This window comes from Acidobacteriota bacterium (assembly GCA_016195325.1).
In the GTDB taxonomy this organism is placed as follows: domain Bacteria; phylum Acidobacteriota; class Polarisedimenticolia; order JACPZX01; family JACPZX01; genus JACPZX01.
Genome location: JACPZX010000007.1, coordinates 42,850 through 68,649 on the forward strand (window position 1 = coordinate 42,850; position 25,800 = coordinate 68,649).

Annotated in this window: 23 protein-coding genes; 13 read left to right on the forward strand and 10 right to left on the reverse strand. The window is 69.8% G+C overall.

The window, feature by feature from the left end; genetic code table 11:
- The first annotated feature begins 123 nt into the window (after nt 1–123).
- Nucleotides 124–3,222: a hypothetical protein gene (locus HY049_01205; GenBank protein MBI3447526.1), complete on the forward strand. Its 3,099-nt coding sequence runs from the start codon at nt 124–126 to the stop codon at nt 3,220–3,222.
- The gene (locus tag HY049_01210) at nt 3,219–4,871 is read left to right on the forward strand and encodes an STAS domain-containing protein (protein ID MBI3447527.1); all 1,653 of its coding nucleotides are present in this window, start codon (nt 3,219–3,221) and stop codon (nt 4,869–4,871) included. The genes HY049_01205 and HY049_01210 overlap by 4 nt, the downstream gene beginning before the upstream one ends.
- Here the strand turns inward: HY049_01210 and HY049_01215 are convergent.
- From HY049_01215 to HY049_01240, 6 genes are all read right to left on the reverse strand, one after another.
- Entirely contained in the window at nt 4,868–5,704 is an 837-nt protein-coding gene (locus HY049_01215) for a 4Fe-4S dicluster domain-containing protein (protein ID MBI3447528.1), read from the reverse strand. The genes HY049_01210 and HY049_01215 overlap by 4 nt on opposite strands.
- A gap of 1 nt (nt 5,705) precedes the next feature.
- Complete coding sequence (locus tag HY049_01220; protein ID MBI3447529.1) at nt 5,706–8,462, reverse strand: hypothetical protein; 2,757 nt, start codon at nt 8,460–8,462, stop codon at nt 5,706–5,708.
- A 160-nt stretch (nt 8,463–8,622) separates the two neighbouring features.
- Complete coding sequence (locus HY049_01225; GenBank protein ID MBI3447530.1) at nt 8,623–9,264, reverse strand: hydrogenase; 642 nt, start codon at nt 9,262–9,264, stop codon at nt 8,623–8,625.
- Nucleotides 9,249–10,160 (reverse strand): NADH-quinone oxidoreductase subunit H, encoded by a 912-nt coding sequence (locus tag HY049_01230; protein MBI3447531.1) that lies wholly within the window; start codon nt 10,158–10,160, stop codon nt 9,249–9,251. The genes HY049_01225 and HY049_01230 overlap by 16 nt, the downstream gene beginning before the upstream one ends.
- Before the next feature lie 5 nt (nt 10,161–10,165).
- Nucleotides 10,166–12,115: an NADH-quinone oxidoreductase subunit H gene (locus HY049_01235; GenBank protein ID MBI3447532.1), complete on the reverse strand. Its 1,950-nt coding sequence runs from the start codon at nt 12,113–12,115 to the stop codon at nt 10,166–10,168.
- Nucleotides 12,112–12,846, reverse strand: a complete 735-nt coding sequence (locus HY049_01240; GenBank protein ID MBI3447533.1) for a PTS sugar transporter subunit IIA — start codon at nt 12,844–12,846, stop codon at nt 12,112–12,114. The genes HY049_01235 and HY049_01240 overlap by 4 nt, the downstream gene beginning before the upstream one ends.
- 173 nt (nt 12,847–13,019) lie before the next feature.
- Between HY049_01240 and HY049_01245 the strand changes: the two genes are divergently transcribed.
- The 3 genes from HY049_01245 to HY049_01255 all read left to right on the forward strand — a co-directional run bounded on the left by HY049_01245 (nt 13,020) and on the right by HY049_01255 (nt 15,674).
- The gene (locus HY049_01245) at nt 13,020–14,138 is read left to right on the forward strand and encodes an ATP-binding protein (GenBank protein MBI3447534.1); all 1,119 of its coding nucleotides are present in this window, start codon (nt 13,020–13,022) and stop codon (nt 14,136–14,138) included.
- Between the two features lie 88 nt (nt 14,139–14,226).
- Entirely contained in the window at nt 14,227–14,736 is a 510-nt protein-coding gene (locus HY049_01250; GenBank protein ID MBI3447535.1) for a hypothetical protein, read from the forward strand.
- Nucleotides 14,737–14,786: 50 nt separating this feature from the next.
- The gene (locus HY049_01255) at nt 14,787–15,674 is read left to right on the forward strand and encodes a sulfite exporter TauE/SafE family protein (protein ID MBI3447536.1); all 888 of its coding nucleotides are present in this window, start codon (nt 14,787–14,789) and stop codon (nt 15,672–15,674) included.
- A gap of 671 nt (nt 15,675–16,345) precedes the next feature.
- Here HY049_01255 and HY049_01260 read toward each other — a convergent pair.
- Nucleotides 16,346–16,678: a hypothetical protein gene (locus HY049_01260; protein ID MBI3447537.1), complete on the reverse strand. Its 333-nt coding sequence runs from the start codon at nt 16,676–16,678 to the stop codon at nt 16,346–16,348.
- Between the two features lie 371 nt (nt 16,679–17,049).
- Here HY049_01260 and HY049_01265 point away from each other — a divergent pair, with 371 nt between their 5' ends.
- From HY049_01265 to HY049_01300, 8 genes are all read left to right on the forward strand, one after another.
- The gene (locus HY049_01265) at nt 17,050–17,634 is read left to right on the forward strand and encodes an amidohydrolase family protein (GenBank protein MBI3447538.1); all 585 of its coding nucleotides are present in this window, start codon (nt 17,050–17,052) and stop codon (nt 17,632–17,634) included.
- Entirely contained in the window at nt 17,634–18,239 is a 606-nt protein-coding gene (locus tag HY049_01270) for a CPBP family intramembrane metalloprotease (GenBank protein MBI3447539.1), read from the forward strand. The genes HY049_01265 and HY049_01270 overlap by 1 nt, the downstream gene beginning before the upstream one ends.
- Nucleotides 18,236–18,574, forward strand: a complete 339-nt coding sequence (locus HY049_01275) for a hypothetical protein (protein ID MBI3447540.1) — start codon at nt 18,236–18,238, stop codon at nt 18,572–18,574. Before HY049_01270 ends, HY049_01275 begins: the two co-directional genes overlap by 4 nt.
- Entirely contained in the window at nt 18,571–19,041 is a 471-nt protein-coding gene (locus HY049_01280; protein ID MBI3447541.1) for a hypothetical protein, read from the forward strand. Before HY049_01275 ends, HY049_01280 begins: the two co-directional genes overlap by 4 nt.
- Before the next feature lie 20 nt (nt 19,042–19,061).
- Nucleotides 19,062–19,514 carry an SRPBCC family protein gene (locus tag HY049_01285; GenBank protein MBI3447542.1) on the forward strand — a complete coding sequence of 151 codons (453 nt, stop codon included), beginning with the start codon at nt 19,062–19,064 and terminating at the stop codon, nt 19,512–19,514.
- Nucleotides 19,515–19,652: 138 nt separating this feature from the next.
- Entirely contained in the window at nt 19,653–19,820 is a 168-nt protein-coding gene (locus HY049_01290; GenBank protein ID MBI3447543.1) for a DUF1059 domain-containing protein, read from the forward strand.
- Nucleotides 19,821–19,836: 16 nt separating this feature from the next.
- Nucleotides 19,837–20,484 carry an MOSC N-terminal beta barrel domain-containing protein gene (locus HY049_01295; GenBank protein MBI3447544.1) on the forward strand — a complete coding sequence of 216 codons (648 nt, stop codon included), beginning with the start codon at nt 19,837–19,839 and terminating at the stop codon, nt 20,482–20,484.
- A gap of 102 nt (nt 20,485–20,586) precedes the next feature.
- Nucleotides 20,587–22,251, forward strand: coding sequence for a cobalamin B12-binding domain-containing protein (locus HY049_01300; GenBank protein ID MBI3447545.1), 1,665 nt, complete (start codon nt 20,587–20,589; stop codon nt 22,249–22,251).
- A 33-nt stretch (nt 22,252–22,284) separates the two neighbouring features.
- Here HY049_01300 and HY049_01305 read toward each other — a convergent pair whose 3' ends face one another.
- The 3 genes from HY049_01305 to HY049_01315 form a co-directional block, all read right to left on the reverse strand.
- Entirely contained in the window at nt 22,285–23,988 is a 1,704-nt protein-coding gene (locus tag HY049_01305; GenBank protein ID MBI3447546.1) for a M20/M25/M40 family metallo-hydrolase, read from the reverse strand.
- A gap of 72 nt (nt 23,989–24,060) precedes the next feature.
- A complete protein-coding gene (locus HY049_01310; protein ID MBI3447547.1) occupies nt 24,061–24,504 on the reverse strand; it encodes a hypothetical protein in 444 nt (147 codons plus the stop codon).
- 96 nt (nt 24,505–24,600) lie between these two features.
- On the reverse strand, nt 24,601–25,674 hold the full coding sequence (locus HY049_01315; GenBank protein ID MBI3447548.1) for an MBL fold metallo-hydrolase: 1,074 nt from the start codon (nt 25,672–25,674) through the stop codon (nt 24,601–24,603).
- Nucleotides 25,675–25,800: the final 126 nt, after the last annotated feature.

Genomic DNA, 25,800 nt, shown 5'->3' on the forward strand with positions numbered 1-25,800 from the left:
ACCATTTGGCGGATCGAAAGATCCGGATGTCCCGGTGATAGCATCCGCCCCACGTTGACCCGTGGGGAGGATTCCATGCACCGTCGCCGCGTCATTCTTGCCCTTGTCTTGCTCGTGGCCGCAGTGGCACTGCCTTCCGCTGCGTCTTCCGCCTCCTCCGCCGATCCCGCCTACCAGGAGATGCGGTGGCGGCTGGTCGGCCCCTTCCGTGGAGGGTGGGCGACGGCGGTCGCAGGCGTCGCCTCGGATCCCGCCACCTATTACTTCGGCTCCGCGGACGGCGGCGTGTGGAAGACCACCGACGCCGGCGTGACGTGGCGATCTCTCTGGAGCGATCAGGGAAGCGCCTCGATCGGCGCGCTCGCGGTCGCGCCCGGCGACGCGAACGTCATCTGGGCGGGGACGGGGCAGATCCAGCAGCGATGGGACGTCGTGGACGGCGACGGCGTCTACCGATCGACCGACGCCGGAGCGACGTGGCGCCGCGTGGGGCTCGCCGACTCGAGGCACATCGGCGCGATCTGGGTCGATCCGCGGAGCGCGGCCGTGGCGGTGGTGGCGGCGACCGGCCATGCCTTCGGGGCGAATGCCGAGCGCGGCCTCTATCGGACGGCGGACGGAGGCGCTCACTGGGACCACGTGCTCGATCGCGGCCCCGATGTCGGCGCGGTCGACATCGCGGGGGATTCCGCGCTTCCCGACGTCCTCTACGCGTCGCTCTGGCAGATGCGGCGCCATCCGTGGCTCGACTACTTCCAGCCGCCCGTGGGCGCCGGGAGCGGCATCGTCAAGTCGATCGACGGCGGGAAGAGCTGGTCCCCGGTGGGCGGGCAGGGGCTTCCGGCGGGCCCGCTCGGCCGCATCGAGCTCGCGGTGGCTCCCACCCGCTCGTCGAACCGCGTCTGGGCGGCGATCCACGCGGTCGCCGGCGGAGGCCTCTACAGATCCGACGACGGGGGAGGGAGCTGGCAGAAGATCCACCCCGACGCGGGGCTCGCCTCGGCCTACACGAGCAACCTGACGCCGGACCCGAAGGATCCCGAGACGCTCTGGTTGATGGGCCGATCGATCCGCGTGTCGCGCGACGGCGGCCGCACCTTCCAGTTCGCCAAGGGCTCGCCTGGCGGCGACGACTACCACGCGCTCTGGATCAGCCCGGCCGACTCCCGGCGCATGATCGTGGGCGCCGACCAGGGATCGGTCGTGACCCTCAACGGCGGCGAGACCTGGTCGAGCTGGTACAACCAGCCCACCGGGCAGTTCTACCGGCTGGGGCTCGACGATCGCTTCCCCTACTGGATCTACAGCGGGCAGCAGGATTCCGGGACCGTCGGGATCGCGTCGCGAAGCGACTACGGGCAGATCACGTTCCGCGACTGGCATCCCGTGGGCGGCGACGAGCGCGACGGCGACGTCCCCGATCCGAAGGACCCCGCAATCGTCTACGGCGCCGGGCTCGGCGGGCGCATCTCGCGATGGAACGAGCGGACCGGACAGGTGCAGAACGTCGCGCCCTGGCCCGTCTCGAGCTACGGCGCGCGTCCGGGAACCGGCCGCTACCGCTACGAGTGGATCACGCCGCTCGCGATCTCGCCGCGCCCGCCCCACGCGATCTACACCGCCGCGCAGGTCCTCTTCCGATCTCTCGACGCCGGGAAGAGCTGGGAGACGGTGAGCCCCGATCTCACGGGCGCCGACCCGAACGCCACGGGATGCGGCGCCGGCGACGCCGAGGTCCCCGTCGATCGCGCGACCGCGTGCGGCTTCGGCACGATCTTCGCCGTCACGCCGTCGCCGGCGGCCGACGGCGCCGTGTGGATGGGGACGACCAACGGCCGCGTCCTCCTGACGCGCGACGATTCGAAGACCTGGGCCGCCGTCACGCCGAAGGGGATGGCCGACTGGACCAAGATCAACCTCATCGACGCTCCGGCGCGCGACGCCGCCACCGCGTACGTCGCCGCCGATCGCCACCGGCTCGACGACTTCCGCCCGATGGCCTGGCGCACGCACGACTGGGGCGCCACGTGGGTGGAGATCGGGCATGGCCTCCCCGCGGGGGCGTGGGTCGGCGTCGTGCGCGCCGATCCGGTGCGCCCGGGGCTGCTCTACGCCGGCACGAGCCGGGGCGTCTGGGCCTCGCTCGACGACGGCGAGAGCTGGCGGAGCCTGCAGCTCAACCTCCCGACGACGGGCGTCAACGACCTGCGGGTGCAGGGGAACGACCTCGTCGTCGCGACGGAAGGGCGCGCGATCTGGATTCTCGATCAGGTCGAGCCGCTGCGAAACGCCGCGTCGCCCGTCGCCGGAGTGAAGCTCCTGCTGCCGGCCCGCGCGTACCGCCTCCGGGGCAATCAAAACAAGGACACGCCGCTCCCGGCCGAGGAGCCGCGCGGAGAGAACCCCCCCGACGGGGCGATCCTCGACTACGTCCTTCCGGCGGGGGTCGCGGGCCCCGTCACCCTCGAGATCGCGGACGGCTCCGGGGAGGTCGTGCGGAGGTTCTCGAGCGACGATCGATCCGGGCGCCCCGAGGCGGACGTCTACTTCACCGATCGGTTCCTCGCGGAGGGCCCCAAGATCTCGATCGCCCCCGGGCACCACCGCTTCGTCTGGAACCTCCGCTACCCCAGGCCCCGCGCCCTCGAGTACGAGTACTCCATCGCCGCCGTCCCGGGGAAGGACACGGCCGCCCTCCCCGAGGGAGCGTTCGTCCTCCCCGGCGCCTACCGGATCCGGCTGGCCGCGGGCGCAGGCGTCTCCGAGGGGTCCCTCGACGTCGCGATGGACCCGCGCGCCGAGGTCTCGCGCGAGCCGCTCGCGCCGCTCCTCGAATTCCAGCGGAAGGTGGGAGACGCCCTCTCGCGCTCGACCGATCTGGAGAGGGAGCGCCGGAGCACGGCCAGGCTTCTCGACGCGGCGAAGGACGACCCGAAGGCGAAGGCGCTCGCGAAGAGCGTCGCGCAGCGGAAGGCCGATCTCGAGAAGCTCACCGCGAAGAGCGAGGACGACCCGGCGAAGCTCAACGGCAACCTCGCGTCGCTCGCCACGGATCTCGAGAGCGTCGACGCCCCGCCGACCGCGCCTCAGCGCGAGCTGCTCGAGCTCTGCGCAAAGGGGATCGCGCGATTCGACACGGCGTGGAGCGCGTTCCTCGCGGGCCCGTTCGCGGACCTCCGCCTCAAGCTCGCGAAGATCGGCGTGAAAGCCTCCGATAAGTGATCGGTCCCCCGAAGCTCCTCGAGAGCCTGAGGACGTACGATCGGCGCACCTTCGCGAGCGATGTCGTCGCCGGAATCACCGTCGGCCTCGTCGCGCTCCCGCTCGCGATGGCCTTCGCGATCGCGTCGGGGCTGAAGCCCGAGCAGGGGATCTACTGCGCCGTCGTCACCGGATTCCTCATCTCGGCGCTCGGGGGATCGCGCTGCCAGATCGGCGGGCCGACGGGGGCCTTCGTCGTCGTCGTGGCCGGGATCGTCGCCGAGCACGGCGTGGACGGCCTCTTCATGTGCACGATGATGGCCGGCGTCATCCTCGTCGTCCTCGGCGCGACGGGGATGGGGACCGCGGTGAAGTTCATCCCGCGCCCCGTCGTCGTCGGCTTCACGAACGGCATCGCCGTCCTCATCGCGAGCACGCAGCTCAAGGACTTCCTCGGGCTGAAAATCGAGAACGTGCCGGGGGATTTCATCGGCCGCATCAGCTGGATCGCCGCCGGGATCGGGACGTTCTCGCCGCTGGCGGCAGTCCTCGCGACCTCGTCGGTCGTCGTCATCTTCATGACGCGCCGGTATGTGCCGCGCATCTCCGGCACCGTCCTCGTGCTCGTCGTCGGCACGGCGCTCGCCTGGGCCCTGAGCCTGCCTCTCGAGACGATCGGATCGAAGTTCGGCGGCATTCCGACGGGACTCCCTCACTTCGCCGTCCCCCGATTCCACCTGAACCTCGCGCTGCATCTCCTGTCACCGGCCATCACCATCGCGATGCTCGGCGCGATCGAGTCGCTCCTGTCGGCGGTGGTGGCCGACCGGATGTCGGGGGACAGGCACAACCCGAACGTCGAGCTGATCGCGCAGGGAGTCGCCAATATCGCCTCGCCCCTCTTCGGCGGTCTCCCCGCGACAGGCGCCCTCGCACGGACCGCCACCAACATCCGCACCGGAGGGAAGACGCCGGTCGCGGGGATCGTGCACGCGATGACGCTCCTCGCGGTGCTCCTCGTCGCCGCGCCTCTCGCGCAGTTCGTCCCGATGGCCGTTCTCGCCGGCATCTTGATGGTCGTCGCTTACACGATGGGGGAGTGGAAGGAGATCCCGCAGCTCCTGCGCCTCACGAAGCCCGAGATCTCCGTCTGGCTCGTGACCTTCCTTCTGACCGTCTTCGCCGATCTCACGGTCGCCGTCGAGGCGGGGATGATCCTCTCCGTCCTCCTCTTCATCCGGAGCGTCGCGGCGACGACGACGGTCTCGCGCGTCACCGACGATTACGTCCGCGAAGGCGTCGCCCACACGCTCCAGGACAAGGACATCCCGCCGTACGTCGCGATCTACCGGATTCACGGGCCGTTCCTCTTCGGCGCCACCGACAAACTCCACGAGGCCGTCGGCTCGATCGACGCGCAGCCTCAAATCGTCATCCTGCGGCTGCGGAACATGACCGCCCTCGACTCGACGGGGATGCTGGCCCTCGAGGATCTCGCGGAACGCCTCCACGCCTCGGGGCGCACCCTTCTCCTGTGCGCCGCCATGGCGCAGCCCCGCGGGCTGATGCGTCAGGCCCGGTTCGCCGAGATCGTGGGGAGCGAGAACATCTGCCGGAGCGTCCTCGACGCGCTCGCCCGCGCGCGCGCGCTCCACGGAACGGCCGCCTAGCGCCCGGGAAGGAGCCCGCGATCGGGAGGTCGCGGAGCGCCGTCGGTCGCGCGCTCCTCCAGACGCCCGAGGAGCCTCAGGAGACCGTCCAGGATGGTCAGCGGGTGAGGCGGGCAGCCGGGGATGAACAAATCCACGGCCACGATCGAGCCCACTCCGTCGCAGATCCCGGAATTTCCCACGAAGGGGCCGCCCGCGATGGCGCAGGCGCCCACGGCGATCACGATTTTCGGCGGGGGAACGGCCGCATAGGTCTTCTCGAGCGCGAGCTTCATGTTCTCGGAGACGGCGCCGGTGATGAGAAGGCCGTCGGCGTGCCGGGGCGAGGCGACGAACTGGATGCCGAAGCGCCCGAGATCCCAGCCGATCGTGCCGAGGACGCTGGTGTCGGCCTCGCAGGCGTTGCACCCTCCGGCGCTCACCTGCCGGAGGCGCAGCGAGCGGCCGAAGAGCCGGCGAAGCTTTCCGTCGAGCGCCGTCGCCAGGCGCGCCTGCTCCGCCCCCTCGCCGCCGATCACGAGATCCTCCCGGCGGCGCGCCGCCATGCGGTGATCCCGGGTCTGGGTGACGGCTCCGTCCGGGCAGACCTCCACGCACCGCGCGCAGAAGACGCAGCGGCCGAGGTCGAGCGCGACCGGGCTTCCTTCGGGCCGGGAGATGGCCTCGGTCGGACACGCGGCGACGCACGCGGAGCACCCCGCCGTGCACCGCTCCTGGACCACGCGCAACGCCCCGCGGAACCGATCGGGGAGCTCGGGGGCCGGACCGTCGGGGTACTCCATGGTCTGGCGCCCGTGGCGCAGGCGATGCAGGAGGGTCTCGAGAGCGAACATGTCAGAGGTCGAACCCGCAGTAGGAAAGGTTGAAGCTCTTGTTGCAGAGAGGGAAATCCGACACCGCCTGATCGCGCATCGCCATCGCGACGCCGGTCCAGTTGTGGAACGATGGATCGACGATCTTGTACCGCCGGAACCGGCCGCGCGCGTCGGTGAGCGCGACGTGACAGACCTCGCCGCGCCACCCTTCCACCAGCGCCGCGGCCAGCGTGTCGGCCGAGGCCTCTCCGCACGCCGCCGACAGATCGCCCTCCGGCCCGCCCCGCAACTGCTCCTCGAGAAACGCCCCGGTGCGCTGGATCTCCAGCCACCTCACGCGCCCCCGTGCGAGCACGTCCCCGCCCGGCCAGACCGAGACCGGCACGCTCGCGAAGCGGTGCCAGCCCGCCGGGTGATCGAAGCGCACGTCCCGCACCAGGCCGGAGGCCCGGGCCGCCACGCCGACGAGCCCGATCTCCTCGGCGAGCTCCGCGGAGAGCGCCCCGGTCCCCTCGAAGCGCGAGCGCACGGAACCGGAATCCCACAACCACGACATCGCCTCCTCGACCCCGGAGAGGGCCACCCGCAGCCCGGCCAGGAGGAGGGCGGATCGCGGGGGCTCGACGTCCCGGCGAAACCCCCCCGGAACGACGAGGCCGCGACCGAAACGGCTGCCGCCGACGAGCGCCGTGAGGTTCAGGAAATCTCCGCGGAGCCTTCCGCAGGCGGCGGACGTCGGCAGGAAGGCCACGTCGCCCGCGAGCGCGCCGAGGTCGCCCGTGTGGTTGGCGAGGCGCTCCAGCTCGAGCGCGAGCGCTCTGAGCCACTGCGCGCGCAGGGGGGCCTCGGATTCCCCGAGCGCCTCCGCGACCATGGCGTGGGCCGTGGCGTGCGCGATGGTCGAATCCCCGGCCACCGTCTCCATCTGCGCCAGCGTCGAGCGGTGCGGCCCCCCGACCAGCGCCCGCTCCACGCCGCGATGCTGGTAGCCGAGCGCGATCTCGAGGTGCAGCACGCGCTCTCCGTCGCACTGGAAGCGGAAGTGGCCCGGCTCGATGACTCCCGCGTGGACGGGCCCGACGGCGACCTCGTGGATCTCGCCTCCCTCGACGCGGAAGAACTCCGCCGTCGCCGGGGCCGTGCCGCCGCTCCGCCGCACGGGCTTCAGCCAGGGATGGCCCGCGGGCTCAAGCCCGATCTGCTCGAGGATCTCCCGCTCGAAGAGATGCGCCTGCGCGTGCCGCTTCGTCAGCGAGGGATACGACCCTGCGATCGGCTCGCTGCGCCCGACGGCGAGCGTGTTGTCCGCGTCGAACGCCGCCACGCAGACCAGCCGGCCCCCGGCGCCCTCCGGGACGCCGAAAAGGGCGCACAGGCGCCCGCCGCGATCGAGCTCCGAGGCCGCGACGTCGACGAACTCGCGCACCGGCCACTCCGGGATCCGCGCCCAGGGAAGACTCGCCCCGTTGGTCAGCAGCTCGAACTCGCCGCAGGCGGTCACGGCGTTCCCGAGAGAAGCCGGACGGCCGCCGTCCACGCGTCCCGCAGCGACGCGGGCAGGACCAGGCCGATCCACACCGACGCGAGCAGGCAGAGAAGCGGCGGCAGGAGGACCCCCGACGTGTCGCGGAGGCGATGAGACGACGATCGGGTGACGGTGCGGGGCCGCCCGTCCACGATCGCGAACACGAGGCGCGACAGCCCGACGAACGCGAGAAGCAGGCAAAGGAGAAAGATGGCCGCGACGGCGACGTGATGCCCATCGATCGCGGAACGGAGGATCCCCAACTCGCTGAAGAACGGCCCGAACGGCGGGCACGCGGTGATCGCCAGCATCCCCGCGACGAGGATGCGGCTCGAGCCCGGCGATCGCCAGGCCAGCCCCGCAACGTCGTCCACGGTGCGCGCCCCCGCCGTGCGGCGGAGGTTTCCCGCCGCCAGAAAAAGAGCGCCCTTGGTGAGACCGTTGCTCCACACGTGGAAGAGCGCGGCCCAGAGCCCGGTGCCGCCGATCGCCGCCCCGACGCTCAGGATTCCCATGTGCTCGACGCTGGAGTACGCCAGGATCCGCTTGAAGTCCCTCGCCGCGAGAAGGAAGAGCGCCGCCACGAGCATCGAGAAGAGCCCCATCGCGAGGAGCGTCCGCTCCGTCATCGCGCCTTCTCCCGCGGCGTTCATCACCCCGCGGACGCGCAGCAGCGCGACGAAGGCCATCGTCGTGACGCCGCCCGCGAGCATCGCGCCGACGACGCCCGGGGCCTCCCCGTAGGCGTCCGGCTTCCAGGTGTGCATCGGAGCCAGCCCCATCTTCGTCCCGTAGCCGGCGAGAAGGAGAACCCAGGCGGTGACCAGCCACGGCTTCGAGAGCGTGGGGCCCTGCGCCGCGAGCGCCGAGAAGGAGAGATCGCCCGATCCGTTCGTGAGCAGCGAGGCGTAGCCGAGGCAGAAGGAGCCCAGCAGCGACAGAGCGATGCCGGTCCCGCCCACGAGAAGGTATTTCCACGTGGCCTCGAAGGCCCGGGCCGTGCCGTTGAAGTGAAGGAGCGGCACGACCATCAGGGTGGCCGCCTCGACGGCCACCCAGAGCAGGCCGAGGTTCTGTGCCTGAAGGGCGAGGTTCAGGAAGCCGAGAAGCGCCAGGAACGCCGCAACGAACACACGGTTGTTCCTCTCCGATCGAATCCGGAGATACGTCACGGCGTAGGCCGAGCAGATGAAGAACAGAATCGACACCATCGGGGTGACCGCGAGCGCGACGGCGTCCAGCGCGAGCCATCGCCCCGGGTTGGGAGGCGAGGCCAGCGCGAGCGCCCGCCAGGTCAGCGCCACATGCGCCGCGCCCGTGACGGGGAGCAGCCACGGCCGCGTGCGCTCCGACGGCCACACGATCGCCGCGGCCGCGGCCAGCACGGGGAGTGCGATGAGGGCGAGGCCGATCATTCGCGAAGCACCGAGAGCTTCCTCGTGTCGAGCGTGTCGAACTCGCGCTGAATTCGGTCCACGATGATTCCGATGATGAAGACCCCCACCGTCAGATCGAGGAGGATTCCGGCCTCCACGAGAAGCGGCGTCGCCTCCAGAAGGAGCATGCCGAAGAGGTAGATGCCGTTCTCGAGGAGCAGATAGCCGCAGACCTGGCCGATCGCCTTCGAGCGACCGACGAGCATCAGGCACCCGCAGACGACCGTGGAGAGGGCCCCCGGCACCAGGAGAAGGCGCGCGTGCTCGGGGAGCAGGGGAAGGGCGCCGCCGAGCACCACCGCTCCCGTCGTCGCCACCGTTCCCAGAAGGAGCGACGGGATGAACCCGAGCAAGGGGGCGATCTCACGATCGATGTTCGCCTTTCTCAGCGCGCGCGTGAGGAGGGCTGGGATGACGAACCCCTTGATCCCCACCGTCGCCACGGCGACGAGGCAGACGAGCAGGCGCAGCTCGTGCTCCATCATCAACGGCAGGATGCCGAGGATCATCCCCTGCGCGGCGGCGAAGCGGATGATCGAGGGGAGCCTCTGGCTCGCGAGCGCGAGGAGGTTGAGCCCCATGGCGAGGCCCACGAGCAGGTTCAGAGAATCGGCCACGGCGCCCTCCCCTTCCAGATGACCAGCAGCGCGAAGAGGCACAGGAGGATCGACGTCGTCAGGAGCAGCGGAACCCGGCGGAACGCGGCGCGCGCCAGCAGCGACTCGACCAGCCCGACGCAGATCGCCACCAGGAGAATCGACGCGGCGAGCGCGACGGCGGCCGCGAGCGGCGGCAGGGCGCTCAGCGGGAGGACGGTCTGGACGAGGAGCACGGAGAACACGAGGAGCTTCAGCGACGCGCCGTGCAGGACGGCGGCCAGCGGCGGGCCGCTGTGATCGAGGACCATCACCTCGTGGATCATCGTCAGCTCGAGATGCGTGTCGGGATCGTCGAAGGGGACCCGGCAGTTCTCCGCGAGGAGGGCCGAGAAGAGTCCAAGCGCCAGGAGCAGGGCCCCGGCGCCGGCCGCGGGCTGAAGCATCCCGGTCAGGGAAACGCTGCCGGACTTGAGGCTCAGCGCGAGGATCGCGATGACGATCGCCGCCTCCGCCAGGACCGCGTAGCTGACCTCGCGCGCGGCCCCCATCCCTTCGAAGGAAGAGCCCGTGTCGAGCGCCGCCCCCGCGACGGCGAAGCGCGCCAGCGCGAGAAGGTAGACGAAGAGCAGCGCGTCGCCCCGGAAGGCGAGCGGCGAGGGGCTGGGCCCGGCCGGAAGGAGAAGCGCTGCGAGGGCGAGCGCGGTCCACGCGACCGCCGGACCGGCGACGTGCCAGGGGGAGACGACCATGCTGAGGACGGTTTCCTTCCGCCAGAGGCGGGCGAGATCGAAGTAGAGCTGCAGCACCGGCGGCCCCTTTCTTCCGGCGACCGATGCCTTGACCTTGTTGATGAGCCCGGGCACGAGCGGCGACACGACCACCGCCGCGCCGATCCGGAGCGCGGCGAAGGCCACGACGTTCACGGCTTGCCGCCCAGAGTCGCGAGGAGCGCCAGCGCAGCAACGCCCAGGAGGAGATAGAGGATGTAGGCCTGGATGCGTCCGTGCTGGAGGCGCCGGACGGCCCCCGCCGCTCTCATCACGAGAGAGCCGGCCGGCTCGACCACGTACTCGAGGACCGTCTCGGGCGTGCGCGACTCGAGCCCTGCCTCCGCGGGGAAGAGGCCTTCGACCTTCCGGGCCGTGGTCTGCGGCCGGAGGATCCCGGAGAACCACCCGGTGATGATGCCGGCGAACGACCCCGCCGTGTACTGCATGCGCGCGGTCGGTGAGGCGTAGCCGCAGTCCCACGTCGGGCCGCGGTGGAGCCCGTTCGCCTTCACGCGAAGCCAGAGGCCTCCTATCGCCACGATCGACAGCGCGCCCACGCAGAGGTTCAGGGCGCCGAGCGTGCCCAGCGGCGCCGGCGGCACGCCCGGTGCCCCGTCGGGCCGCCAGTCGATCGACGCGCGCGCCACCGCGGGCCAGAAGAACGACGGAAAGAGCCCGATCGCCGCGCAGGCGGCACCGAGGGCAAGCATGGGGGCGCGCATCAGCCAGCCCGCTTCGTGCGCCGTCCGCGCCGCGTCGGTGCGCGGCGCGCCCAGGAAGACGATGCCGCACACTTTCACGAAGCAGGCGAGCGCCAGCGCGCCCGTCATCGCGAGCATCACCGCGGCCGGCACGGCGGCCCAGAAGGCGGGCCCCCGGGCCGACGCCGCGTCGAAGAGCCCGAGAAAGACGAGGTACTCGCTGATGAAGCCGTTCAGCGGAGGGAGGCCGGCGATGGCGGCCGCGCCCAGCGCGAAGAGGCCCGCGGTCCACGGCATGGCGCGCCAGAGGCCGCCGAGCCGGCTCATCGTGCGCTCCCCGGTGGCGTGGATCACGGAGCCCGCGCCGAAAAACAGGAGCGACTTGAACAGTCCGTGATTCCAGACGTGCAGGAGCCCTCCCGCGAGGGCCAGCCTCCCCCACGCCGGCTGGCCGTGGGTCACGGCAATCATCGAGAACCCGAGCCCCATGAGGATGATGCCGATGTTCTCGACGCTGTGGTAGGCGAGAAGCCGCTTGATATCGTGTTGGCCGAGCGCGAAGGCCACTCCCAGCAGCGCGCTCACGGTCCCGAGCGCGGCGACGACCCATCCGGCGCCGTCGGGCAGCGGCAACCATCCGGTGAAACGGTAGAGCCCGTAGACGCCCATCTTCAGCGCCATGCCGGAGAGAATCGCCGACACGTGGCTCGGCGCGCTCGCATGCGCCGACGGCAGCCAGATGTGCAGGGGGAAGAGCCCGGCTTTCACGCCGAACCCGAAGAGAGCCAGCCAGAAGAGCGGCGCGAGCGAAGGCTGATCGCGAAGCGGTCCCAGCTCCCAGCTTCCCGTCGCGGCCGCCAGGGACGCGAAGAAGGCGAAGAGGCAGAGCGTCGCCGCGTGGGAGGCCGCCAGATAGAGCCATCCCGCGGAGCGCGCCCCGGTCCGCTGCCGCTCGCTCGTGATCAGGAAGTAGCTGCTGATCGTGAAGAGCTCCCACGCGATGAGGAAATGAAGTCCGTTCGCGGACAGGAGCACGAAGCCCATCCCGGAGGTCAGCAGCGCCCACCAGACCCGGCCGCGCGGCGCCGAGATCGGGTGCTCTCGATCGGTCCAGTACCCCAGTGAGTAGAGAGCGCCCGCGCCGCCGAGCACCGCGAGCAGGGCGAGAAAGAAAGCGCTGAGGGAGTCCATCCTGAGGTGAAGCGTCTCGCCGCCGAGAGGGACGGTCGTGGGCCAGTCCCACCCGGCACCCGTCGCCAGCACGCGGACGGATCCGGCCAGCGCGGCGAGGGAGCCCGAGAGCGTCGCGGCCAGCCAGATCCTCGGGGCGCGCCAGGCGGCAAGCAAGGCCGCCAGCAGCGAGATCCCCGAGAGGGCGAGCAGGGGACCTGCGCTCAACCCCCTCCCTCCGGCTTTCCGGGAGCCGTCCGATCGGGCGGCGAGGCCTCATCGGCCGCGTCGACGTCGGCCAGCGCCGCGAAGATCTCGTCGTCGGGGGCCCTCTCGAGGACGAGACGCCGCAGGCTGCCTCGGATGAAGAGCGAGCTGAGCTGGCCGAGAAGCTCCAGGTGCGCGCGGGGTGAAGGGGCGATGAAGAACAGCAGTCCCGTGACGGGCTGCCCGTCGGGACCCGTCCCCGCGATCGAGAGAGGCTCGGTCAGGAAAAGAAGCGAAAGAATTCCCGCGTCGCGGCCGAGCGTGACGGGGGTGTGAAGGTGAGGCAGCGCGAGGCCGCCCCCGACCGGCGCCCAGGAGATTCCGTCCTCCATCCGCACGCGGCGGACCAGAAGCTCGACGACCGCGGGGGTGGCGCCGGGGAGCTTCGCCGCCGCGCCCTCGATGGCGTCGAGGACCCGCTCCGGCGGGACCTCGCGCTGGATGCCTCCGGCCCGGAGCATCGCCTCGATGCGGCGGGTCGATCGGGGCGGGTGCCGCTCGGGAGTGAGGAAGCCCGCTCTCGAGATCAGCCCGCGCTTCGCGGCCCACGCGGTGACCTCCCCGCGATCGAAGAGAAGGCGTCCCCGATCCGGGATGCAGGGGAGACCTTCCTTCTCGACCCAGCTTTCCACGAGGCTCCGTCTCACCCCGAACGAATCCGCGAGCTGCGCGAGCGACAGGTAGAGATGCATGGGGATGGATCTCCTCGAGCCCCGCGCGGAATCACTCCGGAGCTCACCGGGATCGGCAGGATAGATCAAATCAGGTCGGAGCGATCTGAAGGGCGAGGGGGCGCTTGCCGGCCGGGTGAAAGCCTCCGTGAGTGTTTTTGACTATGGTGGAAAAACATCGTAGTCTCCCCGTCATGAAGGCGTATCCCCGTTACCTGACCGCCCAGATAGAGAGCGATCTGCGGCGCAAGATGGTCTTCGTCGCCGGGCCGAGGCAGGTCGGCAAGACGACGCTGGCCCGCGAGCTGCCCGGCGCCCGTCCGGGGTACCTCAACTGGGACGTCGCCGAGCATCGCGAGCGGATCTTGCGGCGCGAGCTGCCCGCCGCGCCCCTATGGATCTTCGACGAAATCCACAAGTACCGGCCCTGGCGCGGCTTCCTCAAGGGGCTCTTCGACAGCCGCCGGGAGGGGCAGCGCATTCTAATCACGGGGAGCGCCCGGCTGGATCTCTACCGGCACGGGGGCGACTCGCTGCAGGGGCGGTATCACATGCTCCGGCTTCATCCACTGTCGGTGCGCGAGGCGGGAATCGATTCCGCGCGCGGGCTCGGTCAGCTCTTGCGCCTCGGCGGATTTCCGGAGCCGTTCTTCGGAGGGACCGAGCGCGAGGCCCGCCGGTGGTCGCGCGAATACCGCACGCGGCTCGTCCGGGAGGACGTCGCCGGCCTCGAGCGGATCCAGGATCTCGGAACGCTCGAGCTCCTGGCGATGCGGCTTCCGGAGCTCGTCGGGTCCCCGCTTTCGCTGAACGCGCTGAGGGAGGATCTCCAGGTCAGCCACAAGACGATCGCGACGTGGCTCTCGGTCCTGGAGCGGCTCTATGCCGTCTTCCGGCTGGCCCCGTTCGGTTCGCCGCGCGTGCGCGCCGTGAGGAAGGCCCAGAAGCACTATCACTTCGACTGGTCGCTCGTGCCGGAGGAGGCCGCGCGGTTCGAGAACCTGATCGCCTCGCACCTCCTGAAATGGGTCCATTTCCAGCAGGACGTCGAGGGGAGCGACATCGAGCTTCGCTACTTCAGGGACACCGACGGCCGGGAGGTGGACTTCGTCGTCGTCGAAGGGCGCCGGCCCGTCCTGATCATCGAGGCCAAGTGGGGCGATCAGGATGTGGACCGGGGGGTTCGGTACCTCAAGGCGAAGTTCCCTGCCGTGAACGCATGGCAGCTGAGCGCGGTCGGGCGGAAGGATTACGTCACCCCCGATGGCATCCGCGTCGCCCCCGCCCTCGATTTTCTCTCCGGGCTCGTCTGAGGACGACGATGGCGCCCGCCCGCCTCACGCGCCGGGGGGACGGGTACCTCCTCGAGTCGCCTCTCGACATCCCGGGCTGGGAGCCGCGGTGATCGTCCACGGGGCGCGCCACTACGTCGCGGCCCGTCACGCGAAGGGGCCGGGCACTTTCGAGTACGAGTTGCGCCCGTGGCCGGATGCGTACCACGATCCGCCTGCTGAGGAAATCGTCTGCGACGCGGCGTTCCTTCGCGCACTCTCCGTCGCGAGCAACTCCCGCGCCGCCGCGTCGGCGCGCCACGACGCGATGAGGTTCCTCAAGCCCCTCGTCGGCTTCTTCCCGTCCGCGACGAAGCTGCGGCTCCATGAGTCGCACGGCGTGCACCCGGGCGAGGCGACGACGGCGTCACTCTTCCTCGAGTACCTCATCCTGGTCGTCGCGGGGGCGCTCCTGAGCGTGAACTCCTTCACGATGGCGCACGTCCTGCCCGGCGGGGCGCTCTGGACGCTCGTCGGCATCGTCGCGCCCGACGCCCTCGTGCGATACGGGCGGGTCCTCCACGGAGAGGTCTCGCCTCCGGGATTCTACGAGTGGCTGGTGCGGATGAGATGGAGGTGATCGCGGTTTCCGCAGGGTCGACCCGGCGAATGCGCTAGCATGTCGCCGCCATGCCGAGCCTGAGGACACTCCTCTTCGCGGCGCTCGCCGCCACGACCGTCTGGTTCATCTGGGCGTGGCTCCGCCTGTCGAAGTCCAGACCGACCGTCGTCGCCGGCGAGCGGAGCCACACCTGGTACCACTCCGTCGTCGGGTTCGTGATGTGCTTCTTCGACACGCTCGGCATCGGCAACTTCGCGACGACCACGTCGGCCTTCAAGTTCCGCTCGTCGATCCCCGACGAGAAGATCCCCGGCACCCTCAACGTCGGCTACGCCATCCCCACGGTCCTCCAGGCGCTGATCTACATCTCGATCGTCGAGGTGGACGTCGTCACCCTCACGCTGATGATCGCGGCGTCGGTCGTCGGCGCGTGGCTCGGCGCGGGGATCGTCGCGCGGTGGCCGCGCGCCTGGGTGCAGGTCGGGATGGGGTTCGCGCTCCTCGCCGCCGCGGGGCTCATGCTCCGCGCGCAGCTCGTGGCCGGCGGCGCGACCGAGGGGACGCTCGCGCTCCAGGGGAACCTCCTCGCCCTCGGCCTCCTGGGCAACTTCGCCCTCGGTGCGCTGATGACGATGGGGATCGGTCTCTACGGGCCGTGCCTCATCCTCGTCTCGCTCCTCGGCATGAGCCCGAGCGCGGCCTTCCCGATCATGATGGGGTCGTGCGCCTTCCTCATGCCGATCGGAGGCATCCGGTTCGTGAGGGAGGGGAGCTACGCTCCCTGGACGTCGGTCGTGCTGAGCCTCGCCGGCCTCCCGTCGGTCCTCATCGCCGCCTTCATCGTGAGGTCGCTCCCCCTGACGGCGGTGAGATGGCTCGTCATCGTCGTGGTCGTCTACGCGGCCGTCATGATGCTCCGATCGGCCCGCGCCGGTCGCGTCCCCGTCCCCGCCTGACGCACGCCAGCCCCGTTTTCCGGCCGCGGCATCCAGGGTAGACTGCGGTTCCACTTCGGGAGACACCGCATGCGAGCACGCCGCGCCGCCGTCCGGATCGCGATTCTCTTCGCATTCCTCGTCACGTCGACGCTCACGCGATCAGCCGAGCCCGCGCCTCCTCTCCGCTTCACGGTCCTCTCCGGAGGGAACCCCGCGGGGAAGCTCGAGACGCGCACCGATCCCGACGGCGCGCGCGTCTCCCACTTCGAGTACAAGGATCGGGGGCGCGGCCCCTCGATTGACGAGAAGATCGTCCTCGACGAGCGCCGCATTCCCGTGCGGATTGAAATCACCGGACACGACTACTTCGGGAACGCGGTCGACGAGCGCTTCTCGGTCGAGTCGGGGAGAGCCGCGTGGAAGAACTCGGCCGAGGAGGGATTCGCGAACGTCCGCGTGCCGTCCGTCTACGCCGGCATCGACGGCACGCTCGACGAGCTGGCGATCCTCGCGAAGGCTCTCCTCGCCGCCCCCGGCCGGAAGCTCCCGCTTCTCCCCGCCGGCGCCGCGGGCATCGACGAGGTCGGCCGCCTGACGCTGACCGCCCCGGGGAAGAGCGAGGAAGTCGTCCAGTACGCCGTCTCGGGGTTCGGCTTCGCGCCGCAGCCGATCTGGCTCGACTCCGGCGGTCAGGTCTTCTTCCAGGGAAGCTCGTACCTGACGATCGTCCGCGAGGGATGGGAGAGCGCGGTCGAGAAGCTCCTCGCGGCCCAGACCGGGTACGCGACGAAGCGCCTCGGCGAGGCCGCGAATCGCGTTCGGCGCGTCCCGGCCGGGGTGCTCGTGCTCAGGAACGGCGATCTCTTCGATCCCGCCTCCGGGAAGTTCACGCCGCACTCGACGGTGGTGATCTCGGGACACCGCATCACCGCCGTGGGCGCCGATTCGAGCGTCTCCATTCCGGCGGGAGCGGAGATCATCGACGCCTCGGGGAAGGCGATCCTTCCCGGCCTCTGGGACATGCACGTGCACTCCCAGGACGACGACGGCCTCCTGCACCTTGCGGCCGGCGTGACCTCCGTGCGCGATCTCGCCAACGACACCGACGAGCTCCTCGCGCGGCGCAAGCGCTTCGATGACGGCTCGCTCGCCGGCCCGCGGATCGTGCTGGCGGGGATCATCGACGGCCCGGGCCCCTTCGCGGGGCCGACCAAGGTGCTCGTCGACGACGAGGCGAAGGCGAAGGCGGCCGTCGATCGCTACGCCGACCTGGGGTACGTGCAGATCAAGATCTACAGCTCGGTGAAGCCGGAGCTGGTGCCGGCCATCGTGAAGGAGGCCCACGCGCGCGGCCTGCGCGTGAGCGGCCACGCTCGACCTGAAATCGCCTCCCGTGCAGGCGTTCGTCGCGCTCCTGAAGTCCCGTGGGACGGTGCTGGATCCGACCGTCGGCATCTTCGAGTCGATCATGACGGCGCGGAAGGGGGCGATCGACCCGGCGTACGCCGCCATCGCGGACAGAATGCCGCCGCAGGTGCGGCGCGGGTTCCTCAACGGGGGACTTCCCGTTCCGGACGGGATGGACGCGACGTACCGCGCGTCGTTCGACGCCATGCTCAGGCTCGTCAAGGTGATGTTCGACGCCGGGGTGCCGATCGTCGCGGGGACGGATTCCTATGCGGGGTTCGGGCTCCACCGGGAGCTGGAGCTCTGCGTCCGCGCCGGGATCCCCGCGCCCGACGTCCTCCGCATCGCGACGCTCGGTGCGGCGCGGGTCATGAAGCTCGACAAGGATCTCGGGTCGGTGGAGGCCGGAAAGCTCGCCGACGTCATCCTCGTCGACGGGAAGCCCTCGGAGTCGATCTCGGACATCCGGCGCGTCTCCCTCGTCGTGAAGGACGGAGCGGTCTTCGATCCGGCGGCGATGTATCGGGAGGTGGGGGTGATGCCGATGGCCGATCGTCGCGGCGGGAGGTGATGGCGACGACGACACCACCTTCGACCCCCGTCACTCGCCGAAAGCTCGTCGGCGCCAGCGTCGTGTCGGTCATCATCTTCGTGGCGCTCGCCGCCGGCGTCTCGCTCTTCCGCTTCCATTCGCTCGAGCCGCTCGCCATCAGCGTCGCTCCCTTGCTGACGCAAGTCGCCGGCGGTCTCCTCGTCGGAACCGCCTTCGCCGTGTCAGGGCTCGCGCTCCTCTTGAAGGCCCGCGTCTTCGAGTCCGCCAGACGGAAGGGACGCGAGGTCCTCCGGGCCACGAAGCTCGGGCGCGTCGACTTCGCAATCATGGCGATCGGCGCCGGGGTGGGAGAGGAGCTCTTCTTCCGGGCCGCGCTGCAGCCGCTGGTCGGCCTGTGGATCTCTTCGGTGCTGTTCACGATCGCGCACTACTGGGTCCCGCTGACGGGCGCCGCGCGCCTCTATTACGCGACCTTCGTCCTCGCCATCAGCGTCGCGCTCGGGGGGCTCCTCCTCTACGGCGGACTTCTCGCCGCGATCGTGGCGCACGCCACCGTCGACATGATCATCCTCTTCGTCGCGAGCGAGAAACTGGGTGAACACTTCAAGGAGGTCGCCCGATGACCGACAACCCCTACGAGAGTCCGAGCAGCAGGGTGGACGATCCTGTGCCGAAGACGGGGGATCGCATCACGTGCCAGATCGCGCGAGTCTCGCCGCCCCAGGCCGCCAAGGTCATGGGAATCGTCTACTTCGGCGTCAGCGTCCCGATCGTGATCTTCCTCGTCGTGGCTCAGTCGGCGGCCGGGAACGCGGAAGCGGGCGGCTTTCTCCTTCTGTTCGTGCCGTTCATCTACGCGGTGCTCGGTTTCGTCTTCACGCTTTTCGGAGCTTGGTTGTACAACGGAGTCGCCCGCTGGGTCGGCGGCATCGAGTTCACGACGGTTCGGGTGGAATGAGTCGCAAGCTGCGTGCCGTCTTTTTCGCTCTTCTCGGCCTCGCCGGCCTCGCCACCGCCGCGACCGTTCCGGAGTGGCAACTCCCCAGCCTCGGCGCCGGCCTCGTCTTCCTCTTCCTCGCCGGCACCGCGCTCAGCAACGCAACACAGATCGCCCGAGCCCTCCAGAACCTCGTCACGGAATCGGTGCTCGTGGAAGTCTGGGGCACCTCACTCCCGGCAGCGAACGACGGAGCTCTCGAGGTCGTCTCGATTCAGGGCGTGGGCGCGGGACTCTTGATCCGGCTGCGGGTCACAAAGGGGGGTACGCCCATTCTGTTGAAGGTCGCCCAGCCCCGATCCTTGACGCTGGAAAAAGATAGAGCGGAGAACGGCGAGGCCGCGTACGTCAGCTGGGCCGGCGTGAAGCTCTGGCCCGTGTCCGGCACGAGAGGCGCCGCGCTCGTGCTCCACACCGAACGGCGGTGAAGAGGCCGCCTGGAGTTCTGATGGCGAAGATCACGGTGGTTCGGGAGATTGCGGCTCCCGCGGCAGTCGTGTTCGAGTCCATCGCGGATCCGCGGAAGTTCGCCCAGGCGATTTCCGGAGTCTCGAAGGTCGAGTTTCTCTCGGAGGCGAAGGCCGGCGTCGGCGTGCGCTACCGCCAGTCCCGAGTGATGAAGGGGCGAGAGTCGACGATGGACTTCGAGGTGACGGAGCACGTCAAGAACGAGCGTCTCCGCATCTTGAACGAGACTCACGGGACCGTCTGGGACTCACTTTTCACCCTCACGCCGTCGGGAACCGGGACGGCCCTCACGATGCGGATGGACACGCGCTCGAGGCCACTCCTCGCGAAGCTCCTGATGCCGGTGATCTGTCTCATGATCCGCGGCGCCGTCGCGAAGGACATCGAGGCCGTGAAGACGTACTGCGAATCGGCCGCCACTCCGAAGCGCTAGGAGTTCGTCTGGGCTGCGGTCGGAGTGAGCCTCCGGAAACCCTGAAACGAATTCCCGGCTCCGGCATCCAAGCCTCCTGCGGGCCGGCATGAGGCCGGTCCGGTAAACTCGTCACTGAGGAGGTTCACCGTGTCCAAGATGCTCAACTGCGGCGACGTCGTCGCCGGATGCCAGTACAAGGCGGAAGCCCCCACCGAGGCGGAGCTGCTCCAGAAGGTCTCCGCCCACGCGAAGGAAAAGCACGGCGTGATGGAAGTGACTCCGGAGCTGGCGGCGAAGGTGAAGGCGGTCATCCAGGATCGGTAACCGCTCACGAGGCCCGATGCAGGTCGATCAGATCTGGCGGTACCCGGTGAAGTCGATGGGAGGGGAGCGCCTCGAGGAGGCGTCCCTGACCGAGCGCGGGGTTCAGGGGGATCGCCTCGTCCAGGCCTACGACGCGATGGGGCGGCTGGTCACGGCACGTCGCTTCCCGAAGCTCCTCCGCCACCGCGTGACGACGAACGCCCGCGGCGAGCCCGAGGTGGACGGCCGCCCGTGGGACTCGGAAGATGTCGCACGCGACGTCGCCGAGGATGTCCGCGCCGGAGCTCGGCTCGCTCGAAGCGACGCGAGCCTCCGGTTCGACGTCCTGCCGTTGCTCGTCGCGACCGACGGATCGCTCGCGGCGTTTGGCTACGACTCGCGGCGCCTGCGGCCGAACATCGTCATCGCCGGGGTCGAGGGGCTCGCCGAGAGATCGTGGGAGGGGCGCCTCATCCGGGTGGGGGAGGCGGTGGTGGGCCTCGACTCGCTCCGCGGCCGCTGCGTGATGACGACCTTCGACCCTGACACGAACTCGCAGGACCCGGCGGTGCTCCAGTCGATCGTCGATCGCTTCGACGGCCGCCTCTGCCTCAACGCGTGGGTCGAGAGGCCCGGGAGGATCCGCGTCGGCGATCCGGTCGAGCTCCTCCCCGCTGCTTCCTGATCGCTTCGGGACGGATGCCCCTCGGGGCGCGGCTTGTCCCGTGATGGCCACGGTCCCGCCGCGTGTGCGACACTGTGCCGCCCGCCGCGCACCGGAGTTGTCTTGAAAAGAGTTCTCCTCACGACCGTGTGCCGGCCTCTCGGCCCGCGCCACGGCGACGCGCCGAGCGTCGGTTACGAGCTGCTGCACTGCCAGGTCACGCGAGCCCAGGGTATCTTCAGCCCTCGCTCCCACCACATCCAGTTCGCGCTGGACTATCTGGCCGAGAACCTCGACGCCCCGAGCACCGTCCTCCAGTACCCGACGAAGCGCGAGCTGATCCGGGAGCTGAAGGCCGGGTACGACGTCGTCGCCGTCTCCTTCCTCGTCGCGACCTACCATCGTTTGAAGGAAGTGGTAGCGGCCATCCGGCGGTACGCGCCCGGGGCCGAAATCGTCCTCGGAGGGTACGGCACGGTCCTCGCGGACGAGATGCTGAGGCCCCTCGGCGATCACATCTGCCGCGAGGAAGGGGTCGCCTTCATGCGGCGCCTCCTCGGCGAGCCGCCGATCGAGATGCCGTATCGTCACCCGCTCATCGTGAACCCGCTGCGGATCTTCGGGGCGAAGGTCTCGGAGACGGGGGTCGTCTTCGCCGGGCTCGGCTGCCCGAACGGGTGCGACTTCTGCTGTACGTCGCACTTCTTCAAGAGAAAGCACATCCGGCTCCTGCCGACGGGGCAGGACATCCACCGCGTCGTCGATCGGTACCGCGCGCTCGACCCGAAGCTGTCGATCATCATCCTCGACGAGGATTTCCTCCTGAACCGGAAGCGCGCGATGGAGTTCCGGGAGGCGGTCATGTCGAGCGGGAAGGTTCCGTCGATCTTCTGCTTCGCCAGCATCAAGGCGCTGAGCCAGTACGACGTGACCGAGGTCCTCGAGATGGGGATCGACGGCCTCTGGATCGGCTACGAGGGGACGCGCTCCGGGTACGCGAAGCAGAACGGGCGCCCCGTCGAGGAGATCTTCCGCGAGTACCGCGAGCACGGCGTGACGATCCTCGCCTCGATGATCGTCGGCTTCCCGTACCAGACGCCCGACGTCATCGACGAGGAGCAGAAGGGGCTCCTCGCCCTCGAGCCGGCGCTGACGCAGTACATGATCTACGGGCCCACGCCGGGGACCCCCTTCTACGAGCGCGTCGTGCGCGAGGGACTGCTGCACGACGATGTCGCCGCCGACCCCGAGCTCTTCTGCCTGAAGGGAAGCGGCTTCTACTCGCTGGTGAAGCACCCTGCGATGTCGGCCGACGAGATCGAGGCCGCGCAGGCGCGCTGCTTCCGAACCGACTTCCGAACGCTGGGGCCGTCGATCTACCGCACCCTCGAGGCGTGGCACAACGGGTGGACGAAGCTGCGCGAGTCGAAGAGCCCGACGCTGCGGCTGAAGGCCGACCGGTTCGCGCGGGAGATCCGCAAGGCCTATCCGATCTTTCTCGCCGGAAAGCTCTTCGGCCCCACGCGGGCGGTGCGCGCGCGGATCGCGGAGCTGGAGCGGCGCGTCCACGAGAGCTTCGGCGCGCCGGGGAAATCCGAGCGCCTGCGCTCCTGGCTCGCCGTCGGCATGGCGGCGTGGACCTCGGTGACGCTCCGCATCGATCGCCTCCAGCACCCGAAGCTCATCCGCCGTACCTACCGGATGAATCCCCCCGACATCGCGGAGCTTCTCGGGATCGACGCGGCGGGGATGGGCTCGTCGCCCGAGACCGCGCTCCCGGGCGGCTAGCGCCGGCCGCCGCCGGCTGCTTCGGCGTCCTCGCTATTTCGGCTCCGCCGTCTTCGGCGGCAGGGGCTTCGGGAGCGGCTTGCGCGGGAGCATGTCGGGGCGCGTCGCGGCGTTGTAGACGAACGACGCGAGGATTGCCGACGCCTGCATCAGGTCCCCCGCCTGCACGTGGTCGTAGACGTCGATGTTGGAGTGGTGCGTCCGCGACGAGTAGTCGAGCGGATCCTGGATGAACTGGAAACCGGGAAGCCCGACGCCGTTGAACGGAAGGTGGTCGGTTCCGCCCGTGTTCTGGATGGAGATGGTCGTCGCCCCCATGTCGTCGAACGGCGCGAGCCACGCCTTGAAGACGGGGCGCATCATGTCGTTCCCCTGGAGATAGACCCCGCGGATCTTTCCCGTGCCGTTGTCCACGTTGAAGTACCCGGACAGCTTCGCGTGCTCCGGAGTCGTCTGCATCGTCACCGGATCGGCGAAGTGGTTCTTCACGTAGCCGCGCGATCCGAAGATCCCCTGCTCCTCGCCGGTCCACAGGGCGAGGCGCACCGTCCGATCCATCGGGAACCCGAGCGACTTGAGGATCCGCATCGCCTCGAGGACGACCGCCGACCCCGCCGCGTTGTCGGTGGCGCCCGTCCCCGAGTGCCACGAGTCGAGGTGCGCGCCGAGCATCACGACCTCGTCCTTCTTCGCGCCCCCGGGGATCTCGGCGACGACGTCCATCCCGTCGGGCGAGTCGTCGTAGAAGCTTGCGTCCATGTCCAGTTCGACCTTGACCGGGATCTTCTTCTCGGCGAGGCGGCAAAGGCGATCGTAGGGCTCCGGCGCGAGCGAGATCATCGGCGGCGGGATCGGCGCCCCGGTCTCCCACGAGCCCCCCTCCTCCGCGAAGAGGATGCCGCCCGTCCCCCGGCTGTCTCCGGCGACGACGGCGAGCGCCCCCTCGTCCCTGAAGAAGGCGCTCAGGCGATCGCGCGTGCGCTGCTGGCGCATCCACAGGTCGGCGACGACCTCGAAGGGCGCGGCCCCCAGGAACTGGCGCCGCTTCTTCGGATCGTCGGGGAGGCTTACGATCGGCCAGTCCACGCGCGGCGCGACGTAAGGCTCGGGGGCCTCCTCGATCCCGGCGAGCGCCTTGTCGTCGTATCGCCGGGCGGGGGCGTCGGTCGGGGGGGCGAGCTCGCGCGCCTCCGTCAACAGCACGAACCTCCCCTTCAGCTTCCCCTTGTTCTCGGCGGCGTACTTCTGGATCCGCGCGGCCAGCTTCGTCGGGTCGCCGTCCTCGCGCCGCTCGAGCTCCTGCGCCGTGAAGAGGGGGGCGAGGACGACATCGCCGCTCACCATCCCTTTCGTCCCCGACGACCATGCGAGCGGAACGCCCGGGAGGGCGGCGTACACGGGCTCCCTCAGGCTCATCGTGAAGCGCGAGAGCGACCAGCCGCGGCCGAAGGTCCCCCACCTCTCGAGACGGGCGCCGTCGATCCCCCACGACTTGAGGCTCTTCACCGCCCAGTCGGCCGCGGCGCGCTGCCCCGGAGAGTTCGTGAGGCGCGGGCCGTTCACGTCGGTGAGGTAGAAGAGGTGATCCATCACCTTCGAGCCGTGGAACGCCTCCTCCTTGATCCGGTGGACCGTCGCGAGGTCGACGCTTTCCTCCGCCGCCCTCGGCGCCCCCGGAAGGAGTGCGATCGCGAACACGATCAGCCGCAGCGCGAGCGTCGACCTCGTCTGTTTCATGGAGCCCCCCAGGACCCGTTCGATTGCGTGATGTGGACGAGCGGGGAGGCTATGACGGCGCGCCGGTGCGGGTCAATCGACCGTCATCGCCGTGGCCGGCACCCGGCCTCCCTTCGGCCCGGGCCGGCACCCCGCGTCGGTGCTGCACGTTTCGACGCCGTTCCACGCGAGTTCGTCGGCGCAGAGCGCATCGTCCGGTATGTGGACGCACCCCCAGTTCGACGGGGGGACGCAGAGGTCGCGCGTGCAGGGAATGCCGTCGTCGCACGAGATCGGCTCGTGCGAGCACCCCGTCTCGGGGTCGCCGGCGTCGCGCGTGCACGGGTTGCCGTCGTCGCACGCGGCGTCGGGGAACTCGAGAAGGGCCGCCTGCGGCGCCGGCCGCGCGGACTTCGCCGACGCGAAGTCCGGAACGACCATCCGATGCGGCGCGGCCGCGTACGCGGCGAGCAGGGAGCCGCAGCCAATCGCGAGGACTATCCGAAGGGCGTGGGCGCGCATCGCTGTGTAGGACACCGGCGCGCCGGGGATCGTTGTCCCGGTGTATGTCGAAACGACATAGTGCCGGGACGAACCGCACGAAACCGCTTTCCGCGCGGGCCCCGAGGACGGCTAGTCCTCGCTCCCGAACTTCGCCTCCTGGTCGGCGCGCTCGACGGCCGGCTCCACGAACCCGACGTGGAACGCAGCCTCCCGGTCGTGGTCGCCGCCGCAGAACTTCTGCCTGAGGCCGTCGAGACCGACCCTCTTGCGGGTGTCCTCGAGGGACAGGCGCGAGGCGACCGCCGCGCGCACCTGCGTCACGACGGACTGCAGCGCTGCGGAGACCTGGTCGAGGTAGGAGTTGTCGTGCTGGACCGGACCGTGGCCCGGCACGGTGGTCGTGGCCCCCAGCCCCTTCACCCTGTCGAGAGTGCGGATCCACTCGGTCAGGAAGGAGCCGTAGCTGTACGGCGTGGGTGTCACCAGGAGATCGCCCGTGACGACGACCTTCGCATCCGGAACGAAGACGACGGCGTCGCCGGCCGTGTTGCCGCGGCCCAGGAAGAGCACGCGCACCTCGCGCTTTCCGAGGTGCACCGTCAGCGTCTCGTCGAAGACGACGCCGGGCAGCACGCTCTTGTACTTCCTGTACTCGGGGACCGCGAAGTCGATGGTGCTCGCGTACTCCGTCAGGAATTTCCGGTCGGCCTCGGTGAGGATCTTCCCGCCGTCCCCCTTCCCCTCCTGCACCTGCTTGCGCATCATCGCGGCGTACGCCTCGCCCTGCTCGGCGTTCCCCTTGATGTACTTCGGCGCCGAGGAGGCGATCGCCTCCCGCGTCGGCCGCGTGCTGACGAAGGCGACCCCCGGGAACGCCGCCTCGAACTCCCCGTCACCCATGATGTGGTCGGGGTGCCAGTGCGTGTGCACCACGAAACGGACGGGCTGGCTCGTGAGCTTCCGGATCTCGTCGATGATGCTGCGGGCGTGCGAGGGAAAGCTCGTCGTGTCGACGACCAGCACGCCGTCGTCCCCGATGACGGCCACGCAGTTGCCGCTGACGATGCCGTTGTTCGATTCGGAGGCGATGAAGGCGACGATGCCGTCGGCGACGCGGGCGACCTGATAGGTGGGGGGCGCCGCCAGCCCCGGCTGAACGGAGAGTCCAGCCAGAACGGCGGTCTTCAGAAGTCTGCCGAGCATGTGAGTGTCCTCCGAAGGGCTCATACGCCGGCGGGACCGTTCCGGTTAACGGGCGGCAGAAAGAAAAGACGGAAGGCGCGTAAATGGTCTCCAGAATGGCATGATCGTCCGCCGAAACCGGAGGAG